Origin of the sequence: Limisphaera sp. 4302-co, assembly GCF_049537155.1 — a bacterium.
Classification (GTDB): domain Bacteria; phylum Verrucomicrobiota; class Verrucomicrobiia; order Limisphaerales; family Limisphaeraceae; genus Limisphaera.
On sequence record NZ_JBMVQZ010000003.1, the window covers coordinates 42,868 to 68,155 of the forward strand.

A 25,288-nucleotide genomic window follows, 5' to 3' on the forward strand; every position below is an offset into this window, starting at 1 on the left:
GCCCGGACCGGGCATGGCGCGATCCACCTGCACATGCATCTCCCGGGGCTTGGACACCGGCCAGCGTCCGTTGTTCAACTCAGCTCGCGATCCTCGAACAACGCCGCCGCCACGGCCAACAAGGCACCCACGAACCCCACCGTGTAGGCCAGCGCCTTGCCGACGTACCCCCAGTGAAACGATCCGCGGCCCGTCTCCAGCAGGTCGCCGAGCCAGAAAAGCTGCCAATTCGGCAACAACGTGTAAAGCGTGGTCGCCCACCAGGGTCCCCCCTCCAGCGTCCCGCCCATCCGGCTGTAGAGATAATCCGCCACCAACCCCAGCAGAAACACCCCCGTGCAAACCGCCAGTGTCGGGATCATCTCCAGCCGGGTGGAACAGGCCAGAGCCACCGCTGCCAACAGCCAGAGGGCAAACAGAATCAACAGACCCGCCGGAAGGATCCGCCAGTCATAGGCCGCCTGCTCGTACAGGCTCGGGGCATGCGGCGAAAACTCGCCGATCAACACGGCCGCCAGCGTCACCAGCGGGATCAGCGCCCCGATCGTGTGGCTCACGAACGGCCGGCGCAGGAAATAATTGGCAAACCCGCCGTAGAGGTAGGCAGCCACCACCGCCCCGGCAAAGATACCCAGCGCGCGCACGTCCGTCTCGCCGTAGGCGTCGAATGCCATCCGCCCCGCCACCAGGGCCGCCACCACATTCACGTAGGTCAGCACCGTCAGCGCGGCTGCCAGGCCCAGGTATTTCGCCAGCAAAAACCGCGTCTTGCCCACCGGCTTGGACAACACCGCCAGGGCGGTGCCGGTGCGCAGCTCCCGGGCCACGGAGGCCGAGGCGCTCAGGACCGACCCCGCCAGCCCGCTCAACAATGCCACCGCCAGCGCGCTGTTCTTCACCAGCTTGGGCTCGTCCCCGAACGCAAAGTAGTAGGGCACGGCCAAAAAGATCTCGAACAGCGCCGAACTGGTCATCAGCAACAGAAACACCGGCTGCCGCACCAGTTCCATGAACGCGTTGACCGCTATGTTCCACAACGCTTGCATCGCGCCGTACCCGCAATATACGGACCGCGCGGGGCCCAACCAAGCCCTCCCCACCGCGAAACACCGGCCGCACCCTCCCGCACCGCGTCACCGCCGCCCACCCTCGGGGATCAGCGCCCGCACCACGTCCCCGTTGAACCGGCACCGTTCCGCCCGGAGATTCTCCACCAAACCAAACAACGCCCGCACCGCCACCTCCCGTGACGGACGCGGCCCCTGCCCATGCCAGTAGGCCAACAACTCCTGATACTCCGGCGGCGGTTCCACCGTGTAAACACACGATCTCGATTCCACCTTCTTGTGCGGCCACCAGGCCCAACCGATCCGATGTCGTTCCACCAGGGCCACGCACTCGCGAAACCATTCATTCGAGTTCTCCCCGCTCTCACCCAGCCAGACCGGCACGCCAAATTTCCGTCGCAACTCCAGATACGGTGCAATGGCCTCCTCCGTGTTCGGATTCCAGTACTTGTGAAAGCTCAGGACCATGTTCCCATCCCACGGCCCCGGGAAGCCGCGGTAGTTGTTGCCCCAGCCGTTGCCCCCCAGAATGATCATGTGGTTCCGATCCACCTCGCGGATGGCCCGCGTGATCTCGCGGTACAGCTCCCACAGCGGTGCATTGGTCTGGTCCTCCCGTCCATGCGGTTCCTGCCCTTCGAACGACCAGTTGGGTTCGTTGATCAGGTCGTATCCGCCGATCCAGGGCTCGTTGGCGTACCGCTCCGCCAACTTCCGCCACAGCGCCACTGTCTTGGCCCGATTGCGCGGATCCTCCCACAGCGAGGGTTTGTTCGTGTCCCGGTCACAGATGTTGACGTCGTGTCCCTGCCCGCCCGGGGCGGCGTGCAGGTCCAGAATCACATAAATCCGCCGCGGCCGGCACCACGAAAGCAACCGGTCAATCATCTCGAACCCGGTCGGCAGCCAGGTCTGCCCCTGCGGATCCGGCTCCTCGTCCACCGGAAGGGTGAACAGATTGAAATGCATCGGCAGGCGAATGGAGTTGAAGCCGGCACGGGCCAGTGTTTCCACATCGGCCTCGGTCATGTGCCGGTCCCGCCAAAGGGTGTAAAAACGTTCGGTCGACTCTGCGCCGATCAGTTCGACGATCCTCTGCCGGATCCGGTGCTGCGGGTTCACTCCCTTCAACCGCAGCATGTAGCCCTCCTGCAACATCCAACCGCCCAAACCCATCCCGCGGAGGATCACCTCCCGGCCTTGGCCGTCCACGATGCGGTCCCCGTCGGCACGCAGAAACCCCTCGGCGTAGACGGAAACCCCGATCAGGAGCACCCCCAAGCACCCAAACCGGCACACGGACCACAACGTGCGTTTCATGAGCGGACAATCACGACGTTTCGGACCCTGGTTCGCTGTCCCTGCCCTCAAACGGGCAGGCTGGCCGGGTCATTTAAACCGCCGGCAGGCCGCACGTCCAGCGCGGGAAACCAGCAGCTGTGCGGCCGGGTGCCGATGCGCAGGGAAGCCGCGGCAAACCTGAGCGTTCCTGCCCGTCCAAGTCAACGCCGCCTCGGCGCGGGTCTCTCTCTGCACCCCCGCCCAAGAATCCGGCCCACTTCAGGCGCGAGCATGGCGCCCGCCGCGTCCGAGCCACGAGCTGGATAGCAAGCCCTCGCTTCCCTGACCGGCAGTCCCGTGCCGATACCGTTGACACGGTCGAAAGGCAGGACTAGGGTGGATTGCAGTTGGTGGCCACTGTTGCTGCGGAGCAGCGGTTTGAAACACGACGACCAGTCTCAACCATGCGACCCGAGAAGCAAACCCGTTGGGGCCGTGTTAACGGCGGCTTCACCCTCATCGAACTTCTGGTGGTCATTGCGATCATCGCCATCCTGGCGGGCATGCTGTTGCCGGCCCTGAGCAAGGCCAAGGCCAAAACCCAGGGCATCTATTGCATGAACAACGGCAACCAGATCATCAAGGCCATTACACTTTACGCATCGGATCATCGCGAGCTGCTGCCGCCCAATCCGGATGACGGTAACGTCGTTATTGGGCACAACTGGTGCGCCGGCCAGGCAGGTCGAGGCGGAGCCCAAGAGTTCAACCCGGACGTGTTGCGCGACCCTGAGCGGACCTTGCTGGCCCCGTACATCGGGAACAACATCGAGATCTTCCGTTGTCCGGCCGACAAGCGATCGGGGTTCTACAGTGGCCCCGACCCCACCAAACGGGGTCAAACCGTCCGCGCCGCCCGTACCATTGCCATGAGCCAGGCTGTGGGAACGATCTGTCGGGTCTTCGACGCGGGTGGTTCCGGTCACGGTGGCCCACCAGACCGTCCCACGAATGGACCATGGTTGAACAATGCACATACCCATCGCCGCGGGAGCCCTTATCTCACGTACGGCAAAACCACCGATTTCACCCGCCCGGGTCCGGCGATGACGTGGGTAATCCTCGACGAGGATGACAGAAGCCTGAACGATGCGGGTTTCGCCGTGGGCGTCCAAACTCCCGAATGGATCGATTGGCCCGGTACCTACCACAACTTTGGGGCAGGATTCGCCTTTGCGGACGGGCATTCGGAGATCCACAAGTGGCGGGACAGCAGGACCCAGGTGATCGGCAACAACGTGGCGCGCCGCGCCGTACCCGGTAGCCCCGACTGGGCTTGGATCGCCGAACGTACCACTGCCCGAGTCCAATAAGCTCCGCGGCTATCTCTAAAGCCTGAAGACCTTCCTCGAGGGCCGGCTCGGGGTCAGTGTTTGGGCGCGCCCAGGATGGTTTTCAGCGCGGTGACGATCTCGTCTGCCCTGGCGGGGCGGCCCTCGACCAAACCTGCCGCCACGCCGCTGGTGAAAGCCGCTGCTGCCGAGGTACCGGCCACCAGGAACGGTTGGCCCTGGTAATAAACCACGCTCGCACCCGGCGCCACCACGTCCACGAAATCACCCCGGTTGGCATACGGCGCAATCGTGCCCGATCGGTCGCCGGCCGTGACCGCCACCACCTCCGGATAAGCAGCGGGATAGACAGGAGCAGTGGTGGGTTGATTGCCGGCCGCGGCCACCACCAGCACACCGCCGTCGCTCACCTGCCGGATCAGCTCGTGCAACAGAGGGCTGTCACCCTCGCCGCCCAGGCTCAAATTCACGATCCGGGCACCGCCCTCCTGCACCGCACGGTACACCCCCAGCGCCAGGTCGAAGGTCGAGGTCACGTCGCGCCCGCCGTAAATGTCCACGGGCAAAAGTCGCACGGAGGAGTTGGGCCCGGCGGCCGCTTCCAAGCCACGCAGGATGGTCTGGGCCATGGCGGTGCCGTGAGTCGGGGCATCCGGCAAGGCCCCCCCGGGCTCCGCCACCTGCAGGGTTGGGAGAAGGAACTCGTTCAAGGGACCGGGCAACGGTTGCACCGCGGTGTCCACAACGGCCACCACCAACGGTGCGTTCGGATCCCTTTCCCGGGGTGTGATCCGCGGCAGCCCCACCGAAGTGCTCCACACCCCTTGCAGAGCCGGCGGCTGGCCCAAGGGAAAATTCGCCTCCAGCGCGGCCACGTCGCCGCTCTCCAGCAGGCTTTGCCGCGCCCGCTCGGCCGCCTCCGCATCCGCGAACCGAAACCGATAGGCTCGCAACGCCTCGATCCGTCCGACGATCTCGGCACCCACCGCCCGTGCCAGGGCATCGGGGTCGGCTCCGGGTTTCACCCGCACGATCCACTCGTTCGTGATCCGGTTGGTGGCACTCCGGGAATGCGCATCCGGGGCGGGGGCCGGCACAGGTCGGGTGGCGTCCTGCATGGAGGTCCGGAAGACGTACAGATGCGGCGGCTCGTTGCTCTGCGGGATCAGCGTGAAGTTCAACCGGTCCAACAACCGCCGGAGGGCCTCACCCGGCGGCAGATCCTCGAACCGCGTCGAAACCCGGCCGGTCATGCCCGGTTCCACCCAGACCCGCCACCCGGTCTGTGTGGCGATTTCCTCCAGCACCGCGTCCAGAGACACGTCGCGCAGATCGGCACTCACCCGGTTGCGAAGGGTGTCCCAGGCAAGCCGTCGCGGCCCGCCCGGATCAGGAGCGCCGGAGCCCCACACCACCCGGGCGTGCCACAGAACCAACGGGACAACCCACAGAAGCGTGGCGCCCAACCTCCACCGGTATCGACCGAACATGGTGCCTGAACGTAGCACACCCGTCGTGCTGACCCAAGAAATCCCGCGGCGCTTCGCCGGCGCCGGTTTCACGTACCCGCGCAACCGGGCCGCCTCCAAGCCCCGTGCGGGTTGCCTGCTCCCCGGGGCAGCCAAGGCCCCCGGGCTCACTCTCCATCCCGACTCGCCCCGGGCGGTTCAGGTCCGAAGCGGTCGCCCGGTAAAATCGGGTGCCCTGCCAGGAATTCCCGTGCGGCCAGGCGCCGCCCCCCCTCGCGCTGGAGTTCTCGGACGCGCAACACGCCCTCCCCGCATGCCACCACCACCCCCGCCGGACCGCTCGCCAAGACCTGGCCCGGTGGACCCTCGCCCTCCTCCACCGAGGCCCGCCAGATCTTCACCAGGCAGGGACGCCGCCGACCGCCCCCGGCATCGGACCGTTCGCGAGCGTCCGGGACCTCATCTCCCTCGGGCCGCGGCCACCACCAAGTGAAACTGCCCGGCCAGGGATCGAACGCTCGAATCCGTCGTTCGATCTCCACAGCCGGACGGCTCCAGTCAATCCGACCGTGTTCCCTCCGCAACCTCGGCGCATACGACACCCCCTCCGCGGGCTGGGGTTGCGGGGTCAACCGACCTGCGAGGTACTCCGGCAGTGCCTCCACCAACAATTCGGCCGCCAGTTCGGCCAACCGATCGTGTAGTTGCCCTGCCGTCTCCCCCGGTTGGATGCGCAGGGAACGCCGGGCCAGGATCGGACCGGTGTCCATCCCCTCGTCCATCAGCATCAACGTCACGCCGGTCTCCGTCTCTCCGTTGGCCAGTGCCCACTGGATCGGTGCCGCCCCCCGATACTTTGGCAGCAATGAAGCGTGCAGGTTCACGCACCCATATCGTGGCAGCTGCAACACCGACGCCGGCAGGATCTGTCCGAAGGCCATCACCACGACGAGCTCGGGCGCCCAGGCCCGCAGCGCATCAAGGAACCCGGGCTCGCGCACCCGCTGCGGCTGCAGTACCGGGAGGCCCCGTTCCAAGGCAAGCCGCTTGACGGGGGAGGGCTGGAGCTGCAAATGGCGCCCCGCCGGCCGATCCGGCTGGGTCACCACACCCACGACTTCCGCACCCGGCCAGTCCACCAACCGGGCAAGACTCGGGCACGCGATCTCCGCCGTGCCCACGTACACACAGCGCACCGGTTTCACCTCCGCCCAGACAACGGCAAACTCCCCGGCACGAAAAGTCCAAACCCTCTTCACCCGCCCGGGCACACCCCGTCACGGCACGTTGAGGCGACCCGGAGACACACCACTCGGCGGTGCACACGCCTCGGGACGGCGACCGCCGTCGTTGGACCGCACAAAAATCCGGGTGCGCACAATTTTTGTTTGTACCTTAAGAAATGCGGTCTAGCATGGACGAGGCGTGCGACTCACACCTCCGGCGGTTGTCCGGATGACCCTTCCATGACGGGAGCGTCCTCCAGCCAAACAGCGGTCCGGGTTTCCGGCGCGGCACAGGGACATCCGGAAGCGGCACCGCCGGGTGGCGCACTCCGATGCATCGCATGATCGCGATATGGCAGACGGCATCAACGACGACAGCGGCGTCAGTGCAACGAGCCTCGGGTTGAGCGAGGTGTTCCGGGACTGCCTTCCCTGCGGGCTACTGGCCGCAGACCGGCAAGGGCGCCTGGCCTGGCTCAACGAGGCGGCCGCCCGCCTTCTGGGAGGCACGCCGGCCGACCTGGCCGGCCAGCCCCTGGCCCGACTGCCCGAGCCCTTGCGCCATTTCCTCCAAAGCGCGCCGGATGCCGCCGAGGCCGAACTCGTCTGGCAGGTCGGCGCGGACCGATTCATCTGCCGGGTCAGTCGTTTGGGCGAGCTCCCCCCGCAGGACAGCGGTCTGCACTGGTTCTCCCTGCACGATCTCCGGCCGATGGAACGGGTCGAACGTGAGTTGGTCCGGCTCGATCGTCTGGCCAACATCGGCACGCTGGCGGCGAGTGTGGCTCATGAGATCAAGAACGCGCTCGTGGCGGTCAAGACCTACGTCGAGCTCGTTCAAGCCGGGCAATCCGCCGCCGATCTCGGGACGGTGGCCCTGCGGGAGCTCAAACGAATCGAGTCCATCATCCTTCAGATGTTGCGGTTCACCGGCACTCCCCGCCAGCAGGCCGGCCAGGCGCGCCTCCGCGACATCCTGGAGCATTCCCTGCGGCTGGTCCAGGAACCGCTCCGGCTCAAGTCCATCCGGCTGGAACGAAAGTACCAGACCGAGGAGGATCGCGTCGTGGGTAACGAGTACCAGCTCGAACAGGCCTTCGTGAATCTCCTGATCAATGCCATCGAGGCGATGACCTCCGGAGGCACGCTGTCCCTCGAAATCGCGCGAGAACCCGCCGACGAACCCGCCGGTGCGCTGCGCGAAGGCGGCCGGCCGCCCCGACTGCGCGTCACCATCTCCGACACGGGGTCGGGCATCGCCCCGGAAGACCTCCCACGGGTGTTCGAACCCTTCTTCACGACCAAACGCGAAGGCACCGGCCTGGGTCTGGCCATCACACGCAGGATCCTCGAAGAACACCAGGCCGCCATCAGCGTCGAAAGCCAACTTCAGCGCGGCACAACCTTTCACATCCTGTTCCCGGCCGCACCACCGGGTTGATCCCGCTCATGCCGCCGGTCGGATCCGCACCTTGCCCACCCTGCAACGGGCCTGTCCGACTGGCCCTGGCCAGCGACATCCACTTCGCCGGCCCGATCGAACAGGCCCGCGGCGAGGACACCGATCTCCGGCGCATCCCCAACCGGCTCCAGCGCGCCGCCCTGCGCGCCTGGCGGCACTGGTTTTGGATGCGTCATCCCCTCGGCAACAACGCCCTGCTGGACCTCTTCCTCGCACAGGCCCGCGCCGCCGGCTGTGACAGGGCCGTGGTCAACGGCGATTACGCCGCCGACACCGCCAGCCTGGGCCTGAGCGATCCCGGCACCTACGAGAGCGCACGGCTTTGCCTGGAAAAACTTCGCGCCGCGTTCCCCCGCCGGCTCCACCTCGTCCTCGGCGATCACGAGCTCGGCAAGCTCAGCTTCTTCGGTCACTACGGCGGGCTGCGCTGGGAAAGCTGGCAGCTGGCCACGAACCAGCTGGGGCTTCATTCCTTTTGGACTTCTGACCTGGGTGTGTACCGCCTCATCGCCGTCACTTCCACCCTCGTTGCCCTGCCCTTGTTCGCCAGGGACATGCTCCCGGAGGAACGCCCGCTCTGGGAGGAAACCCGTGCGGTGCACCTGGGCCTGATCACACAGGCATTCGAGACCACCGCCTCAACCCGGCGGATCCTCCTGTTCTGTCACGATCCCTCCGCATTGCCCTTCTTGGAAAGCCTGCCCGCCGTGCGGCAACGGCTGGACCGGATCGAACTCACCGTGATCGGGCACCTGCATTCCGAGTGGATCCTCTGGAAAAGCCGCCTGCTGGCCGGCATGCCCCGCTTGCCATGGTTCGGCACCAGCATCGAACGCATGAGCTCGGCCCTGCGTCGGGCCCGTACCTGGCAGCGGTTCCACGTGCGGCTTTGTCCCTCGCTGGCCGGCATCCAGATCGAACGCGGCGGCGGTTGGGTGCTGCTCGAACTGGACCCGACCGGACGCAAACCGCTGCTCTGGCAGTTGAACCGGCTGCGCCGGTCCCGGCCTGCCGACTCCTCGAATCTCTCTGCCGAGCAATCGGTCGCCCCCGGCGGATGAGCCCTTCACAAGCCCTCCAGCGTGGCGCTGCGCCAACGGAGCCGGGCCTTCGGGGAACCGCCACCCCTCAAGGGTCTGCAGCGCGCCAGCGCCAGCCCGTCCCCTCCCGCACCCGCCAGCGGTCCTCGTACAGGCCGATGCGATCAAAAGGAATGTGTGCCACGCCCAACCGCTGTGCCGCGGCGGGATCCCACTGCAAACGCCCATCCGGACTCGCCGCGAAGGCCGTCTCTTCCGGATGCTCCGCGTTGGCCTCCACCCGAACAGCCGACGACGGGCGCAACAGCAGCCGCGGACAACGCACCGTCACATTGCTCCGCACCAGGTTGGCATCCGCATCGGCCTCCAAAGCGGCCAGTTCGGGATACCGCCGCAGGTAAAGTTCCCGATCGATCCGCGCCGTGTGCCAGGCGTTGCTGGCAAAGCGCTGCCAGCGCGGGTCGCCCCAGGGCGTGAAACTCACCGCCACGGGCGTGTCCACGAAAAGATTGCCCTCGATCCGGTTGTCCTTCCCCCCGTGGATCTGCACGCCGCCGAAGTGCGTATCCTGCGGGCCGCAACGTTGGAACACGTTCCCGTAGACCAGGACACCGCTGATCGCATCGTCCAACCGGATGGCCGCCCTCATCCGGTGGCCGCGATTCGCCGGGTCCTCGCCCGGACCGAGATCATGCCAGTAATTGAACCGGAACACGTTCCCGCGATAGGTGGGGTCGCCCCACATGTCCGCCGCCCCCTGATCATCCGACTCCAGTACCACCCGGAAGGCCTCGTTGTACTCCACCACATGATCGTTGCCTTCCACCCGAATCGCGCTGCTGGCCAGGTCGTGAAAGAGATTGTGCCGGATGTGGTGCCCCACGCCGTCCACCCAGATCCCCGGGGTATACGTGTGATCCACCCGCGAGAGATGAGCAAACCGGCAGTTCTCCACCCGATGCGCCCCGGGCTCCAGGCGTCGCCTGTCCCCGCCCGACAACCACACACCGGCCCGGCCCAGCTGCTCAAAATCACACGATACCACCGCGTGCCCGCGCCCCCCGCGGATCTCCAGGCCCATGCCACCCAGATTGCGCCACCGGCACCCCTCGAATCGCACGTCTTCGCCCCCGATCACCACCACGCCGTCCCCGGCACCACACTCGAACCGCAGCCCCTCGAAACGAACATGCGACACCTCCCGCAATTCCAGAAACGGCCCCGCCGCACAGGACAACTCCACCACCGCAGTGTGCGGATCCGACGGTGGCCAGAACACCACGCACCCGCGCCGGCGGTCCATCCACCATTCCCCCGGCTCGTCCAGCTCGCTCAGGGCGTGCACGACCCGAAACCGCTGCCCTTGGCGAAACCCGTACCGGTGCCACGGCCGCGCCAGATGAATCTCCCGCAGCTCCGGATCCACGCGCTCCACCTTCTCGTAGGAATCCGCCCAATCCCAAAACCAGTAGCCGTACAACCACAGCTCCGGTTCCCCCAACCAGCGCAGCAGCCGATCGTCAGCAAACCGAAACCGACCCTCAGGAGAGCCGGGCCGGCCATCCCACGCCTGCAGCGTCCGCGGCTCCGCAACGGCGCCCGTCCGCGCAAAACCTCGATTCGGCCAACCCGCCATCGGCAGCGGCCGGCCGTCAAAGAAGAGTTCCATCACCGGATGGGTCCGAAAGCCACGGCCGCTGCCGAATCCGCCCAGCTCCAGCGGCGGTAAATGGGTCACCCCCACCGCCCGCAGGTCGCATTCAAGGACATGCGCCCGCGCCACCTCCGGCAGCCGCTCCCGCACCGGCGACTCCTCCACGGGACGAAACGACCGAAGACGCACCCCGCCGAACAGCCGTGCCTCACCCGGACCGGCCGCCCGATAGACCACCGGCCGGCCCGGCTCGCCCGAGTCTTCCCGTGTCAGAACCACCGGTTCGCCAACCGCGTATTCCCCCGCGTGAATCCGCACCTCCACGCCATCCGCCGGCAGCCCGCCGGTACGTTTCAACTCCCGCACCGCCGCTCGCGCACCTTCCAACGTCCGCAGGGGCTGCGCCGCCGTGCCCGGATGCTGATCGTCGCCCGCCGGTGACACGTGCAGGACCAGCGGGGCAGCCGTCGCCCAGCTCACGCATCCCGCCACCAGTCCCACCATGCAAATCGATTTCATTCTCCCACTGCTGTCCGGCCTCGACCGGGGTTGCCCCCGCGCCACCGCACCCTGCCCGCCCCGCCACGCCGGTGCAAGCCGAACCGGGCAATCGCCCGACACTGCAACCGACCGACAAAAAATCGCAACCCACCGCAAGCGCCCGCCCGGCGCATCCCTATACTGGCTGGCATGACACACGCGATTGTGAAGCGGACCGAACCCAACTCGTCTGGCGCTCTTGCCTTGGCGGTACTCGCCGGATGGACCGGCCTGTATCCGGCAACCGCGCAGGAACAAGCCATTCCCGGCACGCTGCCACCGGTCATCGTCCGCGGCATCGTCCCGGCCGAGGGTGCCCTGCCTGATGTACGGGACACCCACGTTTACCAGGGCAAGAAAACCTCCGTGGCGGTTCTGGACGTCCTCCCGCCGGTGGCCAACAACAACTATCGGGAAGCCTTCTCCCTCCTGCCCGGATTGCTGGTCTCCGAGATGGCCACGCCAGGCCATGTGAACCTGAACTACCGGGGCATCGGAGATCCGCACGAATCCGAGTACCTCCTCACCCTTCAGGACGGCGTGCCGATCTCCTCGGACTGGCTGGGCTACAGCACCGCCTACTACACGCCTCCCCTCGAGAGCGTCCAACGCGTGGAACTGATTCGCGGTGGGTCCGCCCTGCTTTACGGTCCCCAGCCGGGCCCGGTTTTGAACTACGTCACGGCCGACCCCGCCGCCGCAACTTCCTTCGAACTCGACACGCGACACCTGGCCGGTTCCCGGGGACTCTATTCAACCTACACGCGATTGTCCGGCACACTTTCGGACGTGGGCTATCTGGCCGGTTTCCACCATCGCCAAAGCGATGGCTTCCGCGACGCCAACTCGGATTATTCCGTCTTCCAGGGCCAGGCGAAGATCGTGGTCCCGCTGAACGCCGGGTGGAACCTGCGCCTGGACTTCTACGGGTATTCCTCCGAAGCAGGTGAACCGGGCCGGTTGAGCCTGGCAGAATACCGGGCCGACCGCGAGCAGACGGTCAAACCTCTGGACCGCCTCTTCGTCGAGCGCTACGTCCCGAGCCTGACCCTTGAAGGGTCCCTGGCAAACCAAACGCGCCTGACGGTCAAGACCTGGGCCGGCCATCAGGACCGCCTCAGCCGCCGCCAGAACGGTTCCGGCACCTTCATGAACCTGGATCAGCAGATCTTCGATTTCGCCGGCCTGGACACGCGCATGCGCCACGACTGGCTCGCCGGCGGAGGCGAACATCAGTTCACGGGCGGCCTCGTGTTGTACGCCGCCAGCAGCCCGCGCAGCCGCGAACGTGCACCAGGGCTGGGCACCAGCCTGCACGGGGAACCCCGGTTCGATCTGGACCGTCACTCGCTATACGGCGCCCTTTTCGCGGAGAATTGTTTCCAGTGGGGACGGTGGGGCCTGATCCCGGCCTTCCGCCTCGAGCTGCTCGAAACGTCCGTCGAGGAGAACTTCAACCAGGAGGTCACCCGGCCCCTGATGGATGAAACGTTCCGTCGGGCCGTGCCCCTCTTCGGCCTGGGCATCACCTGGGACGTGCACGAGTCCCATCGCTGGTACGCCAACGTTTCCCAAGGATATCGTCCACCCCGCTATGACGACCTGGTCAATCCCACCAGCAACACCCAGCAGGCTCCGGCGGACCTCGAAGAAGGCCGCACCCTCACGCTCGAAACGGGTCTCCGGGGCAACCTTCGCAACTGGCTGGCCTACGACACCAGCGTGTTCTGGACCGACTACGACGGGGTGATCGAAAACCGTGATCTGGGCGGGGGCAACTTCGAACGCTCCAACTCCGGACAGGCGCGCCACTACGGGTGGGAAACGAGTCTCGAGTTCCAGCCGGTTTCGTTCGTCGAATCCCTGACGGCCGCTCCGGTGGATCCTGCCTGGGGGAGCTGGACCTGGTTCGGCAGCTTCGCCCTCCTGCACGCCGAGTTTACCGGCGGGCGCAACGACGGACGCACGCCGGCCTACGCACCGGACTTCATCCTGAAAACCGGCCTGATCGGGCGATGGAACGATCGTCTCAAGATCGCCCTTGTCGGGACGTACGTGGACGCCATGTACTGGCAGGACAGCAACCAGCCGGGAAGCGTGGGCCTGGATCGCATACCGGACTTTGCCGTCTGGGATCTAACCGCCGAAGCCGCGGTTTACCGGGACCAGGTCCGTCTGCTGGCCGGGATCCAGAACGTGTTCGATCGGGAGTACTTCTCCCGGGTTCGCAGCGACGGGATCGAGCCCATGCCGGGGCGGAACTTCTACATCGGCTTGCGTGTACGGTGGTTCTGAAGGTCTTGAAACGCCGCACCCTTCCGGCAGGTTCGCCATACCCCGGAACCGGGGCCGCGGCGGGCGCTCCCAGCGCCCCGCGGCCCTCATGGTTCTCCCTCGCCCGCACCGCCGCCCTCGGCCGCACCCGGGCGGATCTCCTTCACAGTCTTCGGTAACGGTTTGCCGTGGTAGGGCGAGTGCAAATTAAAGTAAATCCCGCACAGCGGGCGATCCGTGTCCGACACACTCAGGATCACCGTCACGTGCTTGTCCAAGGCAATGCCGTGGCGCATCCCCGGACCCCGGTTCTGATACGCCTGAATCGCCCGCGAAACCAACGAACGCAGGGCCCGCTCGAAATCCGGCGTGGGGCGTTCCAAGCAAACCACAAATCGGTCGTACGCACGGACCGCCTCTTCCATCTCCGGTTTGAAATCATCCACCGTCACAATGCCAGATTAAACGCGACCGGCCGAAACTCAAGCGGCCGGCCCGCGGGTCCCGCCCCGATCCCCACCACCGGCCGCGCCTGCGACGGGACGTTTCAATCGCCCGTCCCTCCCGCACCCTCCTCCCCGCCCCCGGCACGCACCGCCGGCGTGCGCGGCCCGAACAACACCGTCCCCAGCCGCACCATCGTCGCACCCTCCTCCACCGCCACCTCGAAATCCCCGCTCATGCCCATGCTCAGATGCGGCAACGACACCCCCAGCCGCTGTTCACACGCCTCCTTCAACTCCCGCAACCGCCGGAAATACGGCCGCACGCGTTCCGGATCCGGCGACCACGGCGGCACCGTCATCAGCCCCTGCAGCTCCAACCGCGACAGGCCGTTCAGCGCCTCCAGTTCCTCCAACAACCGCTCCGGTGCGTAACCGAACTTGCTCGATTCCCCCGCCACGTTCACCTCCAGCAGGACCGGCACCCGCCGACCCGCCTGCTCGGCCCGACGCTGGATCTCCGTGGCCACCTTCAAACTGTCCACACTCTGAATCATTTCAAACAACCCCACCGCCTCCCGCACCTTGTTGGTCTGCAGGTGACCGATCAGATGCCAGCGGGCTGATCCCGGACAGAGCGGGATCTTCGCCCGCGCCTCCTGCACGCGGTTCTCACCGAACACCCGCAGTCCACACGCCAGCGCGGCTTCCACCGCCGCGGGCGGATGCGTCTTGGTCACCGCCACGATGAGCACCTCCGCCGGATCCCGTCCCGCCCGCTCGCACGCCCTGCGGATTCGCGATTGCACCTCTGCCAGATTCGCACCGATGCGCTCGGCCCAGTCCATGGCACCGATCCTATCGCCCGGCACCCGCTGCGCAAAGCGCGCAGGCTCGCGCGCCGCCGGCCCGGCCGGGCGCTGCCGGGCATCGTTGACGCCCCGCCGGACCGGGTGTTACGTTGCCACCGGCCCATATGAAACCGTCCGGGCCGCGCGAAGGAAACGAGCATGCATATCCCGGACAACTTCCTGGATCCGAAGACCGCACTTGTCACCTCGGCCCTGGCCGCCGGCGCGGTCGGCCTGGCGTTGCACCGCGCCCAGCGGGACCTGCCGCCCGCCCGTGTGCCTTTGCTGGGCCTGGGCGCCGCATTCATCTTTGCCGCGCAGATGATCAATTTCCCGGTCGTGGCAGGAACCTCCGGACACCTGGTGGGCGGGGTGCTTGTGGCCTCTCTTTTGGGACCGGCGGCGGCGGTGGTGGTCATGACGGCGGTGCTGGTCGTGCAATGTTTCCTGTTTGCCGACGGCGGCGTCACCGCTCTCGGCGCGAACATCCTCAACATGGGTGTGGTGGGAGCCGTGGGAGGCTGGTGCGCCGCCCAGGCGGTCGTGCGGGTGGTGCCCGGCATGGCCGGCCGCGTCGCAGCCGTGGCCTTCGGCGGCTGGTTTTCCATGGTCCTGGCCGCCGCGGCCTGCGCGTGCGAACTGGCTGCGTCCGGCACCGTCCGACTTTCCCTGGCCCTGCCCGCCCTGACCGGCATCCACGCGCTCATCGGCCTCGGCGAAGGCCTGATCAGCGCCCTCGTCTTCTCCACCGTGGCCAGGCTCCGGCCGGAACTCCTTTCACACGCGGCTCCCGTCTCGCGGTCCGGCCGGGCCCGCGATCTGTGGACCTGGGGTCTGACGGTGTCGTTCGCCCTGGCCGTGCTGCTGGCCCCCTGGGCGTCGAGTTGGCCGGACGGTCTGGAGAAGGTGGCCGAGCACCTCGGCTTTGCCGATCGTGCCACTGCTCATCTCCCGGCCCCCATGCCCGATTATTCGGTGCCCGGCATGAGCCATACGGTCCTCACCGTCGCTTTGGCCGGGGTCACCGGAACGCTCGTCGTTCTGCTCCTTGCCCTCCTGCTCGGCCGTTGGCTCGTTCGCCCGGCCTCCGGCCCCCAAGCCGGTCAGCCCGCTTCTCAACGTCGCACCCCGTGAACGGTGTGTCCTCATGAGACCGCGCCTGCCGCTGTACCCCGATCATTGTCACCCGCCGCGGCACACTGCGGTCCATCGTTGGCCGGCCGAATATAAACTGGCCGGCGCCGCCGTTGTCCTGGTCGGCATCGCGCTCCAGCCGGGCTTTTCCCCGTTTTGGTTCCTGCCGCTCTGGGCGGGGCTGGTCGCACTCGGGCGGGCAGCCGGCGTGCCGTTCGCACTCGTGCTGCGACGGATCCTGTGGCTCTCCCCCCTGATCGCCGGGGTGGCTCTGGCAGGCGCCTGGCAACCCGCCGGAGGGCCCGGCTGGCAGGTCCTCACCTTGAAAAGCATCACCAGCCTGTGGACCGTCATCCTGATGGCCCACACCACCCCGTTCCCGGAAGTGCTCCGCGTCCTGCGCCGATTGCGCGTGCCCCATCTGCTGATCACCACGCTGGCACTCATGCACCGATACCTCTTCGTGCTGACGCAGGAAGCCGAACGCATGCAACGCGCCCGAGCCGCACGAACCTTCCAACCCCGGGCCACCCGGCTCTGGCGGCTTCAGGCCTCCGTGGTGGCCCGCCTGTTCATCCGCGCCAGCGAACGCGCCACGCGCATCTACCAGGCCATGCTGGCCCGAGGCTGGTCATGACCCCCGCCATCGAGATCCGGAACCTTCGATACCGCTACCACGACGGGACCGAGGCCCTGCGCGGCGTCAGCCTGCGCATCCAACCGGACGAGTGCGTCGGCCTGCTCGGCCCCAACGGCTCCGGCAAATCCACCCTCCTGCTCCATCTCAACGGCATCCTCCCGGAGGAGGGCCCCCCGGAGGGAACCGTCCTCGTCTTCGGCCGGCCCGTCGTCCCGGAAAATCTGCCCCTCATCCGGCGACAGGTCGGCCTCCTGTTTCAGGATCCGGACGATCAGCTCTTCTGTCCCACCGTGGCGGATGACGTCGCTTTCGGCCCCCAACAGCTCGGCCTGCCGGAACCCGAGATCCGAGCCCGCGTGCAACGTGCCCTGGCCGCGGTGAGCCTGGAGGCCCTGGCCGATCGCCCCACTCATCACCTGAGTCACGGGGAAAAACGGCGGGCCTGTCTGGCCGGATTGCTCGCGTATGAACCGGCCCTTCTGGTGCTGGACGAACCCACCAGCGGCCTCGACCCGCGCGGCCGCAGAGAATTCAAATCCCTGCTCCGCCGGTTGCCCGGCACCAAGCTCATCGCCACACACGACCTCGAACTCGTGGTCGAGCTCTGCCCGCGCTGCATCCTCCTCGACGAGGGCCGCGTGGTGGCCGACGGCTCCACGGTGGAACTCCTCAACAACGAACCACTGATGCTGGCACACGGCCTCGAACGACCCCACATCCTGCTCCACACCCATCCCCATCCGTCCCATGTGGAACCCCGAACCGCTTGAGTCGTTCCCCAAGCCGGTCCTGTACGAGCGTTTGGCCGGGGCGTTGGAAGAACTCCTTCGTGGCGAACGCGACTTCCTCGCCAACGCCGCCAACACCGCCGCCCTCCTCTACCACAGCCTGCCGGACGTCAACTGGGTCGGCCTCTACCGTTGGCTGGACAACGAACTGGTCCTGGGCCCCTTTCAAGGCAAGCCCGCCTGCGTCCGCATCCCGATCGGACGCGGCGTCTGCGGCACCGCCGCCGCACAACGCAAGACCCTCGTCGTACCCGACGTGCACGCCTTCCCCGGCCATATCGCCTGCGATCCCGCCTCACGCTCCGAGATCGTCATCCCCCTCCTGCTCGGCCCTGATCTCGTCGGCGTTTGGGACATGGACAGCCCCCAACCCGCGCGCTTCGACCAAACCGACCGCGCCGGGCTCGAACGGCTCATGCAGATCCTCCTCCGCGCTTCTTTTTCCCCAAAATCCCCGCCAGCCCACGAGGGCCCAACCGAAAACCCTCCCCACACCCGACCGTCCATAAACCGGCCATGAAACGTGTCCTCGAACCCGAACTCATGACCGAGCCCGAGCAGGCCCGCGCCTACGCCGAGGCCGACTTTGCCGAGCCCCACAGCCGTTACATCGAGCTCTTCCTCCAAAAATTTCCGGACCGCCCGGAACGCGCACGGGTCCTGGACCTCGGTTGCGGCCCCGGCGACGTCACGCGGCGCCTGGCCCGTGCCTGCCCCGGCTACCAGATCGTCGCCGTGGACGGCTCCCCCGCCATGCTGCGCCTGGCCCGTCGCCTCACCGCACGTGAACCGGACCTCCGGGACCGGATCCATTATCGCAAAGGTTACCTGCCAAAGGCGCGCATTCCGCGCGGTCCCTACGATGTCATCCTGGCCACAAGCTTCCTGCACCACCTGGCGGATCCCATGATCCTCTGGCAGGCCGTGCGGAAATACGGCCGCACCGGCACCATCGTCCTGGTGGCGGACCTCTGCCGACCCCGCACGCCCGCACACGCACGCCGACTCGTCGAACGTTACGCCGCGGGCGAACCCGCCGTACTGCGCCGCGACTTCCATCGCTCGCTCCTGGCCGCCTTCACACCGGCCGAAGTCCGGGCCCAGCTCCAAAAGGCCAACCTCGGCGAACTTTCTGTGGAAGTCATCAGCGACCGGCACCTCCTCGTCAGCGGGCGGTTGCACGGCTGAACCTGCAGATCCCTGGAGCATCCCCGGCCGCCGGTCCGGTAGCTAGCTTGGCCTGCGGCTTTCGCCATTGCCCCCCGCACGCCACCAGCCTATGGATCCGAACAGCATGAGCATCGAGCCGAGCCTGCTGCCCTGCACACCCGCGGTGGTCCCCCCGCTGGACCCGGGGTTCAAACCCCTCGCCCTTGCATACCGGGACTTCACCGCCGCAGCCGCCGCATGCCCGCACCCGCTCCGAGTCACCCTCGCACTCGAACAACCCGGCGGCGCCGTCTCCCGCCACAGCCTGTTGCTTTTCCCGCCCGATGACCCGCGCGCACTGGCGAACTTCACCCTCCTTGAACGGGTCGTGAAAACGTTGCTCTGGACCCGCGGCGGCTGGCGCCTGCATCTCGACGCCCCCGAAGACCTGGTCGCCCGTCTCCGCAACCACTACGAAGCATCCCCCGCGGGCCGGTTCGACGCGGAAACCGTCGCCCGTCGGATCTTCGATCATCCACTCGAGCTGGTCGCCACCCACAGCCCGCCGCCCGAGCGCGCCGCCCCGATCCGTGTCGGCCGGCACACCGAAGGGTGCAGGATCGGATTCGACCTTGGCGGCAGCGATCGCAAGGTCGCCGCCGTGGTCCACGGCCAGGTCGTGTTCAGCGAGGAAACGCCCTGGGACCCCTGCGTCCAAACCGATCCCCGGTACCATTTCGAGGGCATCATGGATTCCCTCCAAAGCGCCGCCAAACGGTTGCCCCGCGTGGATGCCATCGGTGGCAGCGCCGCCGGTGTCTACGTCAACAACCAGGTCAAGGTGGCTTCCCTCTTCCGCAGCGTGCCGCCCGACCTCTTCGAAGCCCGCGTCCGGAATCTCTTCCTCGAAATCCAGCAAGCCTGGGGCAACCTCCCCTTCATCGTCATGAACGACGGCGAAGTCGCCGCCCTCGCCGGCTCCATGATCCTCGACCAAACAGCCGTGCTCGGCCTGGCCATGGGCACCAGCACCGCCGGCGGCTGGGTCAACTCCGATGGCAACCTCACCTCCTGGATCAACGAACTGGCCTTCGTCCCCATGGACCTGCAAGCCAACGCGCCCCGGGACGAGTGGTCCGGCGACCGCGGCGTCGCCGCATCCTACCTCTCCCAACAGGCCGTCGGCCGCCTGCTGGAACCGGCCGGAATCGCCCTGCCTGCCAGGCTCTCCCTCCCCGAAAAGCTCCAACACGTCCAGGACCTCATGGCCCAAGGGGACGATCGCGCCCGGAGCATCTATCAAACCATCGGCACCTACCTCGGCTATCAACTCGCCTACCTGGCAGAGTTCTATCCCGCACGGCATGTCCTCCTGCTGGGTCGCGTCACCACCGGCCCAGGCGGCCGCGTCCTCCTGGCCCAGGCCCGGCACGTGCTCGAAACGGAGTTCCCTCACCTGGCCAACCGCCTCAGCCTCCACCTGCCGGACGAACGGTTCAAACGTCACGGACAGGCCATCGCCGCAGCCAGCCTGCCCGAAACCACGACCCAGCCCGCGACAACATGAACGCACCCTACCTCGACTGGATCCGAAAACTCGAACAATGGTGGGCCGAGGGCGCCACCCTGCCACACGGCCCGTTCCCGCCTTCACCACCCTCCCCACCCAAACCGGACGCACCCCGCGCCCTCTTTTTCGCCCCGCATCCCGACGACGAGAGCATCACCGGCGCACTGGCCGTGCGCCTGCTCCACGAGGCCGGTCTCCGGATCGTCAACATCGCCGTCACACTGGGAAGCCGCAAAGAACAGCGCCCCCGCCGCCTGGCAGAACTCCGCCACGCCTGCGCCTTCCTCGGATTCGAGCTCGAACTGCCCGCAGCCGAAGGGTTCGAAAACGTCACACCAGAAGCGCGCCGCACCGATCCCGCCCACTGGCACGCCCTGACCCGGCGGATCGCCGGCTTGATCCAGCAGCACCGGCCCGTGGTCGTCTTCTGTCCGCACGCTCACGATGCCCACCCCACCCACATCGGCACCCATGACCTCGTCATGGACGCGCTCCGCCTCGCCCCACCCAACTGGGATTGCCGGGTCATCGAAACGGAGTTCTGGGCCCCCATGGAGGACCCCAATCTCCTCGTGGAAATCCCGCCCGAGCTCCTGGCCCGGATGATGGCCGCCACCGCCTGCCACGCGGGCGAAGTGCAGCGCAACCCCTACCACCTCCGGCTGCCGGCCTGGGCCATGGACAACGTCCGCCGCGGCGCCGAGCGGGTCGGGGGATTCGGGTCCACCGCGCCCGGATTCCTCTTCGGCCAGCTGTTCCGCGTGCGCCGCGCGCACCGGAACGAGTGGCTGCCCGCCCCGCCCCCACAAAAGCTGTTGCCCGCCAGCCTCTCAGCCGCCACGCTGCTGGCCTGAACGGGCATGCGGGGGATCGGACGCCGCACGTCCGAACCGCAGGCAATCGAACCCGAGCTCCGGCCGTACACCGGCACCAAGCCGCGGGCGCCCCCGCAGCCGTTCATCGGCCATGGGACGACTGAACTACCACATCATCCCGGCGGCGACACCGGAATCCAGACGGCTGATGCTCATGATGCACGGCCTGGGCGACAGCCACGAAGGTTACCTGTGGCTGCCGGACGCCCTGCAACTGCCCTGGCTCCACTTCGCCCTCCCCGATGCACCCGACCCCTACTACGGCGGCTACTCGTGGTTCGACATTTTCGGCGATCCCGTGCCCGGGGTGCGGCGCAGCTATCAGTTGCTCCGGGAACTCCTGGAGGAACTCCACCAACAAGGCTGGCCGGCCGACCAAATGATCGTGGGCGGCTTTTCCCAGGGCGGGCTCATGGCCATCGAAATCGCCATCCGCTACCCGCGTCGGCTGGCCGGCGTGCTCTGCATCAGCGGAGCCGTCTGTGATCCCGACACCCTGATCCGCGAACAATCCCCGGTCGCCCGCCAGCAACGCATCCTCGCCACCCACGGCCGTTACGACGACATCCTCCCCATCGAGATCACCCGCAGCCAGATCCACCAACTCCAACAAGCCGGCATACCCATCTCCTGGGTCGAACTCGAAAAAACCCACACCATCGCCGGAGAAACCGAACTGCGGCTCATCCGCGACTTCATCCTCGACTGCTACGCCCCGGCGGACGCCGGAACCCCACCCGCCTGAAACAACCGCTCCCGCTCGAAGTTCCCCAGCGCCACCCCCGCTCCCCCACACCAGATTGCCACCGGCCGTCGGCCCGGCCGACGCCGCAACGGACGGTCCACCGGCGTCTTGCTCCACCGATCCGTTCCGACCGGCCACCCGGCGGCCGGCCATCGTCACTTCTTGTCCCCTCTGTCGCTCTCCTTCCCCACGTACTTCCGCGTCGCCGTGTCCACCCGCACCCGCTCGCCCTTGTCCAGGAAGAGCGGCACCATGATCTCCAAACCCGTCTCCAACACCGCCGGTTTCCACGTCGCATCCGACCCGCCCCGGATCGGCGGGGCCGTCTCCGTAATGGTCAGCGTCACCTGCGGCGGCAGGACAATGTCCAGCAACCTCCCGTCCAAAAACAGCGCCTTGTACTCCTCGTTCTCCTTCAAAAACACCTTCCGATCCCCCACCTGCTCCGCCCTCAACACCAGTTCCTCGAACGTCTCCGCATCCAGAAACACGTACTCCTCCCCCTGCGCATAGCTGTACTGCACCGTCCGATGCTGGACCTCCGCCACCGGCACACGCTCCGTGTCCGTGAAAGTCCGCTCCAGAAACCGGCCCGACCGCAGATGTCGCAATCGCGCATGGATCTTGTGCTTCGTCTGTGCGGTCCCGGTGACGTGCAGCTCCTCGATCACGTGCGGCGCCCCATCCAACAGGAGCACCATCCCCTTCTTGAACTCGGATGGCAAAACGCTTTGCATAGGCTCATCACCCAGTGTGTGCCGGCCCACCCACGGCGTCAACGACCCGACACCCGTCCCCTCCGGATCGCCGCCCCCGGCCCGCCCGATCCCGGGCCATCCGCTTCCGCCACGGGCCCGCCCCCGGCACTCCCCCGGACATTAGTAGATTAAATAAAACTTTGGAGATAACAAAGTTTGACGGCCATCCGACCTCTCCCTAACTTGCGCGTCGTCAGGCCAAAGGGCCTGGGTACCTCGGGTGTCAGGCAAGGGCATGAAAACTCTGGCGTGTTTCTTTTCGTCTTCGGTGGGACGCAAGTTCCTCATGGCCGCCAGCGGAGGGCTGCTGTTCCTTTTCGTCGTGGCCCACCTGCTGGGGAACCTGCAGATCTTTCTTCCCCCCGAGGCCATCAACAACTACGCGAAATACCTGCAGTCGCATCCGGAGCTGATCTGGCCGGCCCGCATCGGCCTGTTGGTGCTCGTGGGCGTCCACGTCTGGGCGGCTGTGACCCTCACGCTGGAGAACCGCGCCGCCCGGCCCGTGGGGTACTGGGGGCGGCCCGCCCCCTACGGTGCCCGTCCCGCCTCCCGCACCATGATGGTCAGCGGGGTGGCGCTGGCGGCCTTCGTCGTCTATCACCTGTTGCACTACACGGTGGTGGTGGACGGCCTCAGCGGCGCCCGTGTCCCGCTCAGCCAGCTCAAGGCCCGGCACGACGTCTACGCCATGATGGTCGCCGGCTTCAGCGTCTGGTACGTCTCCCTGGCGTACATCGTGGGCGTCGGCGCCCTTTGCTGGCACCTCAGCCACGGGTTGGGTGCCATGTTCCAGTCGCTCGGCCTCAAGAATGCCGTGTACGGTCCCTGTCTGGACCGCGCCGCCCGCGTGGCGGCCCTGGTCATCTTCCTCGGATACAGTTCCATCCCGGTGGCCGTGCTGGCCGGACATGGCCGGGAATACCTGCATCAGACCATCGAACGCATCGCCTCCGGCGACGCACCCGGCTCCACCACACATTCCACCGCTCATCACCGTTGACCCTTGTTGCAGCCATGGCCACGCTCAACGCTCACATCCCCTCCGGGCCCCTGGCCCAGAAATGGACGCGACACCGCAACGAGTCGCGTCTGATCAGCCCCGCCAACAAGCGAAAATACCGGATCATCGTCGTGGGCGCGGGTCTGGCCGGTGCCTCCGCCTCGGCGGCCCTGGCCGAATTGGGCTACGAGGTGCACAACTTCGTCTATCACGACACCCCGCGGCGCGCCCATTCCGTGGCCGCCCAGGGCGGCATCAACGCCGCCAAGAACTATCAAAACGACGGGGATTCCGTCTGGCGCCTGTTCTACGACACCATCAAGGGAGGCGACTTCCGCGCCCGCGAGGCCAACGTCTACCGACTGGCCGAGGTGTCGGTGCAGATCATCGACCACTGCGTGGCCCTGGGCGTGCCCTTTGCCCGGGAATACGGCGGTCTGCTCGACAACCGGTCCTTCGGCGGTGCCCAGGTCTCGCGCACCTTCTACGCGCGCGGTCAAACCGGTCAGCAACTCCTGCTGGGCGCCTACTCCGCCCTCTGCCGCATGATCGCCGCCGGCCAGGTCAAGTCCCACACCCACACCGAGATGCTCGACCTGGTCGTGGTGGACGGCCACGCCAAGGGCATCATCGCCCGGGACCTCCGCACCGGCCGGATCACCCGGCACAACGCCGACGCCGTCGTCCTGGCCACGGGTGGCTACGGCAACGTCTTCTACCTCTCCACCAACGCCCTCAACTCCAACGCCACCGCCATCTGGCGCGCCTACAAACGCGGCGCCTGTTTCGCCAACCCCTGTTTCACCCAAATCCATCCCACCTGCATCCCCGTCAGCGGAGAGTACCAGTCCAAGCTCACCCTCATGAGCGAATCGCTCCGTAACGACGGCCGCATCTGGGTGCCCAAACGGCGGGAGGACTGCCAGAAACATCCCAACGACATCCCGGAAAGCGATCGCGATTACTACCTCGAACGCATGTACCCGGCCTACGGCAACCTCTGCCCCCGCGACATCGCCAGTCGCGCCGCCAAAAAGGTCTGCGACGAAGGTCGCGGCGTCGGCCCCGGCGGCCGCGGCGTTTACCTCGATTTCTCCGACGCCATCAAACGCCTGGGCATCGAAAAGGTCCGCGAACGCTACGGAAACCTTTTCGACATGTACCGCGAGATCACCGGCGAGGACGCCTACCAGGTCCCCATGCGCATCTACCCCGCCGTCCACTACACCATGGGCGGCCTCTGGGTGGACTACAACCTCATGAGCAACCTGCCCGGCCTGTTCGTCATCGGCGAAGCCAACTTCTCCGATCACGGCGCCAACCGCCTCGGTGCCAGCGCACTCATGCAGGGACTGGCCGACGGCTTCTTCATCCTCCCGCTGACCATCGGGAACTACCTGGCAACGGTCAACCCGGCCCAACGCCCGTCCACCGACCACCCGGCCTTCGCCGAGGCGGAGCAGGATGTCACCGCCCGACTCAAACGCCTCCTCGAATGCCGCGGCAAACGCACCCCCACCGAGTTCCACCGCGAACTGGGCCGGCTGCTCTGGGACCACTGTGGCATGGCCCGCAACAAGGCCGGACTCGAATTCGCCCTGCGGCGCATCCCCGAACTGCGCGAGCAGTTCTGGCACGACGTCAACGTCCCGGGCGAGGCCACCACACTCAATCAGGCGCTCGAAAAGGCCCACCGCGTCGCCGATTTCCTCGAGCTGGCCGAGCTCATGTGCCTGGACGCCCTCCACCGCGAGGAAAGCTGCGGCGGCCATTTCCGGGAGGAACATCAACTGCCCGACGGCGAGGCCAAACGCGACGACGAACACTTCGCCTACGTCGCCGCCTGGGAATTCGCCGGCCCGGACCGGCCGCCCATCCTCAACAAGGAACCGCTCGTGTACGAGGAGGTCCGCATGACCACCCGCAGCTACAAATAGGAACTTCGCACGACCGGCAATCGGCAACCT

General features: G+C 66.8%; 22 protein-coding genes. 14 read left to right on the top strand and 8 right to left on the bottom strand.

The annotated features are described in order from the left end of the window. Positions 1 to 74: 74 nt before the first annotated feature. Positions 75 to 1,046, bottom strand: coding sequence for an ABC transporter permease (locus ACPDIX_RS04040; protein WP_423430499.1), 972 nt, complete (start codon positions 1,044 to 1,046; stop codon positions 75 to 77). Positions 1,047 to 1,133: 87 nt separating this feature from the next. After that, complete coding sequence (locus tag ACPDIX_RS04045) at positions 1,134 to 2,387, bottom strand: glycoside hydrolase family 5 protein (protein ID WP_423430500.1); 1,254 nt, start codon at positions 2,385 to 2,387, stop codon at positions 1,134 to 1,136. A gap of 425 nt (positions 2,388 to 2,812) precedes the next feature. Here ACPDIX_RS04045 and ACPDIX_RS04050 point away from each other — a divergent pair, with 425 nt between their 5' ends. Continuing rightward, positions 2,813 to 3,721 carry a type II secretion system protein gene (locus ACPDIX_RS04050; RefSeq protein ID WP_423430501.1) on the top strand — a complete coding sequence of 303 codons (909 nt, stop codon included), beginning with the start codon at positions 2,813 to 2,815 and terminating at the stop codon, positions 3,719 to 3,721. A 53-nt stretch (positions 3,722 to 3,774) separates the two neighbouring features. Here the strand turns inward: ACPDIX_RS04050 and ACPDIX_RS04055 are convergent, their stop codons facing one another. Further along, a complete protein-coding gene (locus ACPDIX_RS04055; protein ID WP_423430502.1) occupies positions 3,775 to 5,190 on the bottom strand; it encodes a S8 family peptidase in 1,416 nt (471 codons plus the stop codon). Between the two features lie 146 nt (positions 5,191 to 5,336). Continuing rightward, positions 5,337 to 6,374, bottom strand: a complete 1,038-nt coding sequence (gene fmt / locus ACPDIX_RS04060) for a methionyl-tRNA formyltransferase (RefSeq protein WP_423430503.1) — start codon at positions 6,372 to 6,374, stop codon at positions 5,337 to 5,339. Positions 6,375 to 6,747: 373 nt separating this feature from the next. Between fmt and ACPDIX_RS04065 the strand changes: the two genes are divergently transcribed. Beyond that, entirely contained in the window at positions 6,748 to 7,836 is a 1,089-nt protein-coding gene (locus ACPDIX_RS04065) for a two-component system sensor histidine kinase NtrB (protein ID WP_423430504.1), read from the top strand. An 8-nt stretch (positions 7,837 to 7,844) separates the two neighbouring features. Then, the gene (locus ACPDIX_RS04070; protein ID WP_423430505.1) at positions 7,845 to 8,918 is read left to right on the top strand and encodes a hypothetical protein; all 1,074 of its coding nucleotides are present in this window, start codon (positions 7,845 to 7,847) and stop codon (positions 8,916 to 8,918) included. 67 nt (positions 8,919 to 8,985) lie between these two features. Here the strand turns inward: ACPDIX_RS04070 and ACPDIX_RS04075 are convergent, their stop codons facing one another. Next, on the bottom strand, positions 8,986 to 11,070 hold the full coding sequence (locus ACPDIX_RS04075) for a right-handed parallel beta-helix repeat-containing protein (RefSeq protein ID WP_423430506.1): 2,085 nt from the start codon (positions 11,068 to 11,070) through the stop codon (positions 8,986 to 8,988). Positions 11,071 to 11,241: 171 nt separating this feature from the next. Here ACPDIX_RS04075 and ACPDIX_RS04080 point away from each other — a divergent pair, with 171 nt between their 5' ends. Then, complete coding sequence (locus ACPDIX_RS04080) at positions 11,242 to 13,386, top strand: TonB-dependent receptor family protein (RefSeq protein ID WP_423430507.1); 2,145 nt, start codon at positions 11,242 to 11,244, stop codon at positions 13,384 to 13,386. Positions 13,387 to 13,472: 86 nt separating this feature from the next. Here ACPDIX_RS04080 and ACPDIX_RS04085 read toward each other — a convergent pair whose 3' ends face one another. After that, positions 13,473 to 13,817 (bottom strand): hypothetical protein, encoded by a 345-nt coding sequence (locus ACPDIX_RS04085; protein ID WP_423430508.1) that lies wholly within the window; start codon positions 13,815 to 13,817, stop codon positions 13,473 to 13,475. A gap of 95 nt (positions 13,818 to 13,912) precedes the next feature. After that, positions 13,913 to 14,656 carry a YggS family pyridoxal phosphate-dependent enzyme gene (locus tag ACPDIX_RS04090; protein WP_423430509.1) on the bottom strand — a complete coding sequence of 248 codons (744 nt, stop codon included), beginning with the start codon at positions 14,654 to 14,656 and terminating at the stop codon, positions 13,913 to 13,915. A gap of 162 nt (positions 14,657 to 14,818) precedes the next feature. Here ACPDIX_RS04090 and ACPDIX_RS04095 point away from each other — a divergent pair, with 162 nt between their 5' ends. The 8 genes from ACPDIX_RS04095 to ACPDIX_RS04130 all read left to right on the top strand — a co-directional run bounded on the left by ACPDIX_RS04095 (position 14,819) and on the right by ACPDIX_RS04130 (position 21,560). Then, on the top strand, positions 14,819 to 15,793 hold the full coding sequence (locus ACPDIX_RS04095; protein WP_423430510.1) for an energy-coupling factor ABC transporter permease: 975 nt from the start codon (positions 14,819 to 14,821) through the stop codon (positions 15,791 to 15,793). A gap of 13 nt (positions 15,794 to 15,806) precedes the next feature. Then, a complete protein-coding gene (locus tag ACPDIX_RS04100; protein WP_423430511.1) occupies positions 15,807 to 16,430 on the top strand; it encodes an energy-coupling factor transporter transmembrane component T family protein in 624 nt (207 codons plus the stop codon). Next, positions 16,427 to 17,203: an energy-coupling factor ABC transporter ATP-binding protein gene (locus ACPDIX_RS04105; protein WP_423430512.1), complete on the top strand. Its 777-nt coding sequence runs from the start codon at positions 16,427 to 16,429 to the stop codon at positions 17,201 to 17,203. The genes ACPDIX_RS04100 and ACPDIX_RS04105 overlap by 4 nt, the downstream gene beginning before the upstream one ends. After that, complete coding sequence (locus tag ACPDIX_RS04110; RefSeq protein WP_423430513.1) at positions 17,181 to 17,741, top strand: GAF domain-containing protein; 561 nt, start codon at positions 17,181 to 17,183, stop codon at positions 17,739 to 17,741. Before ACPDIX_RS04105 ends, ACPDIX_RS04110 begins: the two co-directional genes overlap by 23 nt. After that, positions 17,738 to 18,409, top strand: coding sequence for a class I SAM-dependent methyltransferase (locus tag ACPDIX_RS04115; RefSeq protein ID WP_423430514.1), 672 nt, complete (start codon positions 17,738 to 17,740; stop codon positions 18,407 to 18,409). Before ACPDIX_RS04110 ends, ACPDIX_RS04115 begins: the two co-directional genes overlap by 4 nt. A gap of 106 nt (positions 18,410 to 18,515) precedes the next feature. After that, complete coding sequence (locus ACPDIX_RS04120) at positions 18,516 to 19,937, top strand: ROK family protein (protein ID WP_423430515.1); 1,422 nt, start codon at positions 18,516 to 18,518, stop codon at positions 19,935 to 19,937. Then, on the top strand, positions 19,934 to 20,794 hold the full coding sequence (locus ACPDIX_RS04125) for a PIG-L deacetylase family protein (protein ID WP_423430516.1): 861 nt from the start codon (positions 19,934 to 19,936) through the stop codon (positions 20,792 to 20,794). Before ACPDIX_RS04120 ends, ACPDIX_RS04125 begins: the two co-directional genes overlap by 4 nt. Positions 20,795 to 20,906: 112 nt before the next feature. Next, on the top strand, positions 20,907 to 21,560 hold the full coding sequence (locus ACPDIX_RS04130) for an alpha/beta hydrolase (protein WP_423430517.1): 654 nt from the start codon (positions 20,907 to 20,909) through the stop codon (positions 21,558 to 21,560). A gap of 155 nt (positions 21,561 to 21,715) precedes the next feature. Here ACPDIX_RS04130 and ACPDIX_RS04135 read toward each other — a convergent pair whose 3' ends face one another. Further along, a complete protein-coding gene (locus tag ACPDIX_RS04135; protein WP_423430518.1) occupies positions 21,716 to 22,297 on the bottom strand; it encodes an elongation factor P in 582 nt (193 codons plus the stop codon). 256 nt (positions 22,298 to 22,553) lie between these two features. Between ACPDIX_RS04135 and ACPDIX_RS04140 the strand changes: the two genes are divergently transcribed. Continuing rightward, entirely contained in the window at positions 22,554 to 23,321 is a 768-nt protein-coding gene (locus tag ACPDIX_RS04140; protein ID WP_423430519.1) for a succinate dehydrogenase cytochrome b subunit, read from the top strand. A 14-nt stretch (positions 23,322 to 23,335) separates the two neighbouring features. Then, complete coding sequence (locus ACPDIX_RS04145) at positions 23,336 to 25,258, top strand: fumarate reductase/succinate dehydrogenase flavoprotein subunit (RefSeq protein WP_423430520.1); 1,923 nt, start codon at positions 23,336 to 23,338, stop codon at positions 25,256 to 25,258. Positions 25,259 to 25,288: the final 30 nt, after the last annotated feature.

What these genes read in the sequence shown, in the direction of transcription:
- ACPDIX_RS04040 (WP_423430499.1), bottom strand. Translation starts at nt 1,046, where the DNA reads ATGCAAGCGTTGTGGAACATAGCGGTCAACGCGTTCATGGAACTGGTG.
- ACPDIX_RS04045 (WP_423430500.1), bottom strand. Translation starts at nt 2,387, where the DNA reads ATGAAACGCACGTTGTGGTCCGTGTGCCGGTTTGGGTGCTTGGGGGTG.
- ACPDIX_RS04050 (WP_423430501.1), top strand. Translation starts at nt 2,813, where the DNA reads ATGCGACCCGAGAAGCAAACCCGTTGGGGCCGTGTTAACGGCGGCTTC.
- ACPDIX_RS04055 (WP_423430502.1), bottom strand. Translation starts at nt 5,190, where the DNA reads ATGTTCGGTCGATACCGGTGGAGGTTGGGCGCCACGCTTCTGTGGGTT.
- ACPDIX_RS04065 (WP_423430504.1), top strand. Translation starts at nt 6,748, where the DNA reads ATGGCAGACGGCATCAACGACGACAGCGGCGTCAGTGCAACGAGCCTC.
- ACPDIX_RS04070 (WP_423430505.1), top strand. Translation starts at nt 7,845, where the DNA reads ATGCCGCCGGTCGGATCCGCACCTTGCCCACCCTGCAACGGGCCTGTC.
- ACPDIX_RS04075 (WP_423430506.1), bottom strand. Translation starts at nt 11,070, where the DNA reads ATGAAATCGATTTGCATGGTGGGACTGGTGGCGGGATGCGTGAGCTGG.
- ACPDIX_RS04080 (WP_423430507.1), top strand. Translation starts at nt 11,242, where the DNA reads ATGACACACGCGATTGTGAAGCGGACCGAACCCAACTCGTCTGGCGCT.
- ACPDIX_RS04090 (WP_423430509.1), bottom strand. Translation starts at nt 14,656, where the DNA reads ATGGACTGGGCCGAGCGCATCGGTGCGAATCTGGCAGAGGTGCAATCG.
- ACPDIX_RS04095 (WP_423430510.1), top strand. Translation starts at nt 14,819, where the DNA reads ATGCATATCCCGGACAACTTCCTGGATCCGAAGACCGCACTTGTCACC.
- ACPDIX_RS04100 (WP_423430511.1), top strand. Translation starts at nt 15,807, where the DNA reads ATGAGACCGCGCCTGCCGCTGTACCCCGATCATTGTCACCCGCCGCGG.
- ACPDIX_RS04105 (WP_423430512.1), top strand. Translation starts at nt 16,427, where the DNA reads ATGACCCCCGCCATCGAGATCCGGAACCTTCGATACCGCTACCACGAC.
- ACPDIX_RS04110 (WP_423430513.1), top strand. Translation starts at nt 17,181, where the DNA reads ATGTGGAACCCCGAACCGCTTGAGTCGTTCCCCAAGCCGGTCCTGTAC.
- ACPDIX_RS04115 (WP_423430514.1), top strand. Translation starts at nt 17,738, where the DNA reads ATGAAACGTGTCCTCGAACCCGAACTCATGACCGAGCCCGAGCAGGCC.
- ACPDIX_RS04120 (WP_423430515.1), top strand. Translation starts at nt 18,516, where the DNA reads ATGAGCATCGAGCCGAGCCTGCTGCCCTGCACACCCGCGGTGGTCCCC.
- ACPDIX_RS04125 (WP_423430516.1), top strand. Translation starts at nt 19,934, where the DNA reads ATGAACGCACCCTACCTCGACTGGATCCGAAAACTCGAACAATGGTGG.
- ACPDIX_RS04130 (WP_423430517.1), top strand. Translation starts at nt 20,907, where the DNA reads ATGGGACGACTGAACTACCACATCATCCCGGCGGCGACACCGGAATCC.
- ACPDIX_RS04135 (WP_423430518.1), bottom strand. Translation starts at nt 22,297, where the DNA reads ATGCAAAGCGTTTTGCCATCCGAGTTCAAGAAGGGGATGGTGCTCCTG.
- ACPDIX_RS04140 (WP_423430519.1), top strand. Translation starts at nt 22,554, where the DNA reads ATGAAAACTCTGGCGTGTTTCTTTTCGTCTTCGGTGGGACGCAAGTTC.
- ACPDIX_RS04145 (WP_423430520.1), top strand. Translation starts at nt 23,336, where the DNA reads ATGGCCACGCTCAACGCTCACATCCCCTCCGGGCCCCTGGCCCAGAAA.